This window comes from Streptomyces sp. NPDC057854, assembly GCF_042797055.1.
Taxonomy (GTDB): domain Bacteria; phylum Actinomycetota; class Actinomycetes; order Streptomycetales; family Streptomycetaceae; genus Streptomyces.
In genome coordinates this window covers 1-6,957 of the sequence record NZ_JBHVMF010000051.1, presented here as the reverse complement: position 1 = coordinate 6,957, position 6,957 = coordinate 1, and the positions used below count along the sequence as shown (strand labels likewise).

General features: G+C 72.6%; 4 protein-coding genes. 1 reads left to right on the top strand and 3 read right to left on the bottom strand.

What is annotated here, in order from left to right; translation table 11 throughout:
- The 3 genes from ACFVQZ_RS36280 to ACFVQZ_RS36270 form a co-directional block, all read right to left on the bottom strand.
- On the bottom strand, positions 1–5,382 hold a 5,382-nt coding region (locus ACFVQZ_RS36280; protein WP_383629157.1), incomplete at its 3' end, for an Ig-like domain-containing protein.
- A gap of 225 nt (positions 5,383–5,607) precedes the next feature.
- Positions 5,608–5,856: a hypothetical protein gene (locus ACFVQZ_RS36275; protein ID WP_378234362.1), complete on the bottom strand. Its 249-nt coding sequence runs from the start codon at positions 5,854–5,856 to the stop codon at positions 5,608–5,610.
- Entirely contained in the window at positions 5,853–6,470 is a 618-nt protein-coding gene (locus ACFVQZ_RS36270; RefSeq protein WP_378234361.1) for an ArsR/SmtB family transcription factor, read from the bottom strand. Before ACFVQZ_RS36270 ends, ACFVQZ_RS36275 begins: the two co-directional genes overlap by 4 nt.
- Before the next feature lie 122 nt (positions 6,471–6,592).
- Between ACFVQZ_RS36270 and ACFVQZ_RS36265 the strand changes: the two genes are divergently transcribed.
- Positions 6,593–6,957, top strand: a 365-nt coding sequence (locus tag ACFVQZ_RS36265; RefSeq protein WP_383629154.1) for an oxygenase MpaB family protein, incomplete at its 3' end; no start/stop codon positions are given.

Genomic DNA, 6,957 nt, shown 5'->3' with positions numbered 1-6,957 from the left:
CGCGGTCACGGTGAACGTGTACGACCCGGGGTTCAGGCCCGTGAAGTCCACCGAGGTCCCGGAGACCTGCCTGGTGGCGTTGCCCGGCGACGCCGTCACCGTGTAGGCCGTGATCGGGCTGCCGTTGGCGTCGGCGGCTCCCCACGACACGCGCGGGATGCCGCTGTTCTGCGAGCCGTTGCCTACGTTCTGCACGCTCGGCCTCGGCGGGGCCTCCGGGCGCCCGTACGGGACGACGGCTGCGGACGCCGAGCTCTGCGCCGTCACGCCCGCCTTGTTCTCGGCCGTCACGGTGAACGTGTAGGACGACTCGTTGTCGAGGCCGGTCGCCTTGTGGCTGAGCCCCGTGAGCGTCAGCGCCGCCCCGTCTGCCGAGCCGTTGCGGTACCGCTGGAGGTGGTACGCCTTGATGGCGTCGCCGTTCTCGAACGGCTGCTCCCACGACACGTCGATCGACCCGCCGTTGAGCGGGGAGTCGGCCGCGCGGTCGGCCTTCGGCGTCTTCGGGACGTCCGGCAGGCCGGCGGGGATCTCCTCGGCGGAGTAGTCGCCCCACTCGGACGGGTCGGGCGCGAGGTTCACGGCCTGCACGCGCACGCGGTACGCGACGCCGTTCGTCAGCCCCGTCCACACGACCTGGTTGCCGGAGAGCGCCTGCATCTGGATCGCCCCGCTCGGCGGGGCCGGGGAGATCTCGAGGTTGACCGTCTCGATGGGCGAGCGGTCGGTGTAGGCCTGGTTGGTCCACGTGACGGTGAGCGACTGGTCGCCGAACTCGAGGGTGGGTGCGGCGGGCGGGTCGGGCTTCTCGTCCGGGCGCGCGACGGCGGAGGCCGGGGAGGAGGGTCCGTCGCCGACGGCGTTGGTCGCGAACACGGTGAAGGTGTACTCGACGTTGTTGGTCAGACCGTCGAGCGTGCACGTGGTGGTGCCGCAGGCCTTCTCGTAGCCGTTCTGGGAGCGCACGGTGTAGCCGGTGATCTCGGCGCCGTTGTTGTTCGGCGGGTCCCAGGACAGCACGACGGTCTTGGAACGGACCTCGTCGACCTGTGGCGTCGCCGGTGCCTCGGGCTTGCCCAGCACCTTGAGCTGGACGCGACCCTCGACCTCGCGGTCGGGGTCCTTCGTCGCGTCCTGCACCCGGTACCGCACCACCATGACGCCGATGAAGTCGTCGCGAGGCGTCACGGTGACCTGGTCGCCCTCGACGCTCGGCGTGCCCTGGCCGGTCTCCACGACCGCGTCGACGAGCTTCAGCGGGGTGTCGGGGAAGGGGTTGGAGTCGTTCGCGAGCACGGGAACGGTGGTCGGCTTGCCCTGGTGGGCGTCGTCGACGGTGTCCTGGTTGGCGCGGGCGAGGGGCCGGGTGGAGGCGACGACGGTGAGGGTGGCGGTGCCCTCGACCGGGGGGTGCTCGCCGTCGGTGACGGTGATCGGGACCTGGACGACCGAGCCCTTGGGGACCTCGGGGGTGGCCTGGGCGTGCAGGGTGGTGCCCTCGACGGTGACCGTCAGGCCCTGGGCCTGGCCGGTGGCCTTGAAGGTCAGGGGGTCGCCGTCGGGGTCGGTGGCGAAGCGTGCGAGGTCGATCGACGCCTCCTCGCCCGCCGCGACGTCGAGCGTCGGGGTGCCCACGAGCTCCGGCGCCAGGTTCTCCGGCGGCAGCACGGCGACGGGGATCGTCAGCACGTTGGTGTGGCCCTCGGGGTCGTCGGGGCCGGAGCCGTCGGTCACCTCGAACGACACCGCCGCCGGACCGGTGTAGTCGGCGTCAGGGGTGTACACGATCTCGGTCACGGAGGGCACCTCGCGCGAGCCCTCGGTCGCCGTGACCTTGTCCTCGACCGTGAGCCGCGGCGTCCTGCCCTCGACGACGAGCACGTGCTCCGTGATGTCGATCGGCAGGGACTCGCCGGCCAGCACCTCGAGCTGGGTCCCGGGCCGGAGCGTGGGCTTCTGGTCGGTGAGGCCGGGGACCTTGACGAAGGCCTTGGCGGTCAGGCCGTCGATGTCGGTCGCGGTGTAGGTCACGACCTGGCGGTTCTCGGTGAGGGTGATGACGAGCTCGCCGGTGTCGGTGACGGTGGTGGTGGTCGCGTCGGTGGTGACGGTGAGCTCGGACGCGGCGCCGTCGGGGTCCTCGTCGTTGTCCAGGACGGGGACGGTGACCTCGGTCTTGCCCAGGATGTCCTCCACGGGCACGGTGTCGTCGCGCGCGATCGGGGGCAGCAGGGGCGCGTCGGCGGCGACGTTGACGGTCACGGCGCCGGTGGCGCGGGCGCCGTAGGTGTCCTGGACCTGGTAGTAGAACGTGTAGGCGCCGTCGGCGTCGGGGGAGGTCAGCACGATGCGGTCGACCACGACCTCGGCGTCCAGGCCGTGGGTGTCCTCGATCCCGCCGGGGACCAGGCCGACCTGGTCGCCGTCGGGGTCGGTGTCGTTGGTCAGGGCCGCGACCGAGACCGTGCGCCCGGGGCGCACCGTGATCTCGTCGTCCACCGCGACGGGCGGCTGGTTGGTCTCGGCGGGCCGGGCGATGCCGACCTGGACCGTCCCGACGGCGGTGGCGCCGCGGGCGTCCAGCACGGAGTAGGTGAACGTGTCGTGCCCGGTCGCGTTCTTGGACGCCGCGTACTCGATCTGTCCGTCCACGACGCGGGCGGTGCCCTTGCCGGCGGGGGTCGCGATGCCGGTGACCTGGACGGAGTCGCCGTCGGGGTCGATCCCGTCCAGCGGGACCGCGATGCGCACGCTGGACCCGGACAGCACGCGGGCCTCGATCTCGCGGGGTTGCGGGGGTGCGTTGTCCTCGCCGTCGCGGATGCGGATCGTGACCTGGGCGGAGTCCTCCTGCCCGTTGACGTCGCGCACCCGGTAGATCGCGTACGCGGTCCCGGCCTCGGGACCGGCCTTGAACCGCAGCGTGTCCTCCGAGACGAACGCCTCACCCAGCGCCGGGTCCACGTCCTGCTCGAGCTCGGGCTGCAGGAACAGCTCCAGCCCGTCGGGGTGGGTGTCGTTCTTCAGCACCGGGATCGTCACCACGTCCCCGGCGTGCACCGTGACCTCGTCCGCCGCCGCCTGCGGCGGCTGCAACCGCGTCGGCGCCGGCACGGGCACCACCCGCACCTCGCCGGTGGCCGACTCCGTGCCGTTCGACACGGTGTACGTGACGGTGACCGGACCGTCGAGCCGGCGCAGCTCGGTGATGCGCAGCATCTGGTGCGCGAGCACGGCGACGGAGACGCCCGCGTCGGCGGGCACGCGTACGGACTGCACGACGAGGACGCCGCCGGCGGGGTCGGTGTCGTTGGCCAGCACGTCGACCAGCGTCGACCCGCCCGCGGGCAGCAGGGCGGTGTCGGTCACCACGATCGGGGCACCCGCGGCCTCCGACGGCGGCAGCACGTCCACGCGCACCAGGCCCGTCGTCACGTTAGGCCCGTCCGTCACCTGGTACGTCAGGTCGTACGACCGCGGCTCCATCGACAGGAAGGTGAACGTGCCGGCATCGGGATTCGTGGTGATCTGGGCCGGCGCGGACTCCGACACCGACGCCAGGCGCAGCTCGTCGTCGTTCGGGTCGGAGTCGTTGCGCAGGGGCTCGACCGTCACCGGCTGACCCGCCGGGACCACCACGTGGTCGTTCACCGCGACCGGCGGCTGCGGCCCGGGAACCACGTCGACCAGGAGCTTGCCCTCGAACACCCCGCCCTGCCCGTCCGCGACGGTCACCGTGACGATCTTGCGGCCGGTGGACCCGCCGCCGTCGCGGAACTCCACGGTCCCGTCCGGGCGCGAGCGCACGTCGTCCCCGGCCACGGTCGCGGCCGCGGAGGCGAGGTACAGGTCGTCCCCGTCCGGGTCCTTGAAGTACGGCAGCACCTTGATCGTGGCCCGACCGCCCTGCCCGACCCGCAGCACCGGGTCACCCGTCTGCTCCGGCGCCGCGTTCTCCCCCCACGGCGACACCTTCAGCGTCACCCCGGCCTCGGCCACGCCCCCGCGCCCGTCGGCCACCGAGTACCGGAACGTGCCCGTGCCCTCGGCATCCTCGGGCACCACGGCCTGCAACGCGGCACCGCCCATGATCGCCTGCACCGTCGCGTTGGCCGGGGAGTCGCCCGCGAGCGACGCCGTCATGACGTCCCCGTCGGGGTCGACGTCGTTGCCCAGCACCGGCAGGATCGTCGTGCGCCCGGGGCGCACCCCGAACGAGTCGTCCTTGGGCTGCGGGGGCTTGTTCGGCTGGGTCCGGTCCGCGATGAACTGGTCCACCTGCTCCGGGTTCGTCAGCTCGGCGTCGGACTCCTCGCCCTCGGCCTCCTCCGGCATCTGGACGTCCCAGTCATCGACCTTCTGGTACTCGTCCGCCGCCATCCACAACGTCCCCGCCGCGAGGTCATTGAGCACGATCACGTGCCGGTTCACCCGGTACTCCAGGCGGGTCTGGGGGTCCAGGCCCTCGAGCCGCTCGTCGACGTCCCGTCCCGTGCCCTCGCAGTCACGGATCACCTGACCCGTCGAGGCCCACGCCCCGTACGTGCACGCGCCGAGCTGGACGGGCGCCGCCGGCACGCCCTGCGCGGCACGGCGCTGCGCGTCGCCGCCCTTGAGCGGCTGCGCCACGAGGGCGTCCGTCGTGGCGACCGCGACCACGTCCGAGGACTGCGACGGCTGCTGGAGGCGGGCGTCCCCGCCCCCGTCGATCGCCACGCTCTTACCGCCCGGCAGGACCAGGTGCGACGCGGACCGGTCGAGCACCACCGGCTCGTCACCCACCGCGGTCACCTCGACCTCCGCGCCCTTGCCCACCGGGAGCGCGGTGGACGAGGCCTCGCCCTCCACGGTGCCCCTGGTCGTGGTCGCCACCGTCCACAGCGTCCCCGTCGACGGGATCGCCGCGAACACCGTGCCGTCCTGCGACACGGTCAGCGCGCCCTCACCACCGACCTCGACCACCGGGTCCAGCTTCTCCGCGTCGAACGACGTCGCGCCGTCGAACGGCAGCACCCACAGCAGACCCTCCTCGCCGTCGAGGATCGCCGTCGTCGCGCCACCCGAGACCACCTGCGCCCCCGCCGGGAGCCGGATCTGCCCGTCCAGCTTGAGGTGCGCGACGCTCACCGGCGACGCGGTGCTCGTCCCGGCGTCGTCCAGCAGCACCCGCCCTGCGTCCTGCTGCACGTCGAACGACGCGCTGCCCGCGTTCAACGTCCCGTCCATCGCCTGCGAGGCAGAGTTGAACCGACCCAGCAGCCCGGCCGACGTCTTCGTCACCCACACGCCCGAGTCGTTCAGGTCCACGTCCGCCGTGGCCTCGCCCTCGTACAGGAACGCCAGCCCCACCAACGCCGTCGAGAACACCGACACGGTCGTCACCGACGCGACGGTACGACGATGCTCGCGGATGCTCGAGAGAAGGCCCACCAATGCTCCCTAAGTTCCTGGTCGGGGCACACGGGATCGCGTCATCCTGTCGAGCCGGGACGGCGAGAGAGGGGGAGGCGCGCGTCTGTGCCCACAGAACGCCCCGTCGAGGGTAACCGAGCGGACCCGGCCCCCGATATGGGGAGGAGTCCCCACGCGGGTGGAATCTCCGGGTGATCAGGGCAGAAGGGACGCTCGGGACACCGCGGCGCGGTCGAGGGTGTGCTCTGCCGCCGCGTGGAGCCGGTCGGCCGCCGGCGTCGACGCCGTGCTCGGCGCGACGGCGGTCCCGTCGCATCGCGCCTGTGCCCGCGCCACGGCGCGACGGCGGCCGAGGTCGGTCAGCGCCGAGCCGACGACGACGAGCAGGCGGTCGGCGCCGCGCGGCTCGGCGGTGCGGGGGAGGGTGGGGGAAAACGCGCTCATGAGGGGTTCTCCTTGCCGTCGATCGTGGGGAAGACGTTGAAGTGGATCTGCACGGGCCGCGCGCCGGGGGTCTGTTCCTGCCCTTCGAACCGGTGCAGCGTCGCGTCGAGCGCGTCCCAGGCGTCCGCGACCTCGTCCATCTGGTCGGCGGTGAGCCACATGCTGGCGGTCGTGAGACGTGCCCCGTCGAGCCACCGTGACGGGAGCTCGGAGGAGCGCTCCAGGAAGGCCTGGATCTTGCGGGCACGGGCGCTCTCGAACTCGCGGCTCACCATCGCACCGGCGAGCGTGGCCGCGGAGTCCTCGGTCTCGTCGTCGGGCATGCTCACGGTGAACCCGCCCGGCGGGCGTTCCCACCACCGCTCCCGGGCCGTACCGCGGCCGGCGACCTCGCGGACGAAGCCGTGCCGGGCGAGCTGGCGCAGGTGGTAGCTCGTCGACCCGCTGGACTCGCCGACGAGGTCGGCGAGGCGGCTCGCCGTGAGCGCGCCGTGCGTGGAGAGCAGGTCGAGGATCTGGACCCGCAGCGGGTGCGCGAGCGCCTTGAGCTGGGCCGGGCCGAGCGCCGGGTGGCGCTCGGCGCTCGGGGGTGTGGTGTCGCCGTCGGTGCTCATGTACGAGGCTACATATCCAAAGACATATTTGCAAGAGATTCTTTGCAACGAAGTCTTTGGAGTGATGAGAGTCGTCCGCGGCGGGCGCGCGAGGTGAGGGAGGGGGTGCGAACATCGACGCCATGACGCACGTCGTGGAGCGGGCCCGCGGTGCGGCGGAGCGCGCGATCTTCCTCCGGGTCGCCGGCCCGGACGCGACCGCCACGAGGGCGCGCATCCACGAGACGCCGGGGCCGCGCTGGTTCGAGCGCGGATCTCCGGTCCAGCGCGTGCACGGGGATGCGTCGATGTTCGTCGGGGGGCTGCGCGCCCTGCTGCTCCAGAGCCTGCACCCGCTGGCCATGGCCGGTGTCGCGGCGCACTCGGGCTACCGGGGCGACCCGTGGGGCCGGCTCCAGCGCACGTCGACCTTCATCGCCGTGACGACCTTCGGCACGTCCGACGACGCGGAGCGGGCGGTCGCCGCGGTCCGCGCGGTCCACGAGCG

Coding starts and splice junctions, on each gene's coding strand:
- ACFVQZ_RS36275 (WP_378234362.1), bottom strand. CDS start 5,856: ATGAGCGCGTTTTCCCCCACCCTCCCCCGCACCGCCGAGCCGCGCGGC.
- ACFVQZ_RS36270 (WP_378234361.1), bottom strand. CDS start 6,470: ATGAGCACCGACGGCGACACCACACCCCCGAGCGCCGAGCGCCACCCG.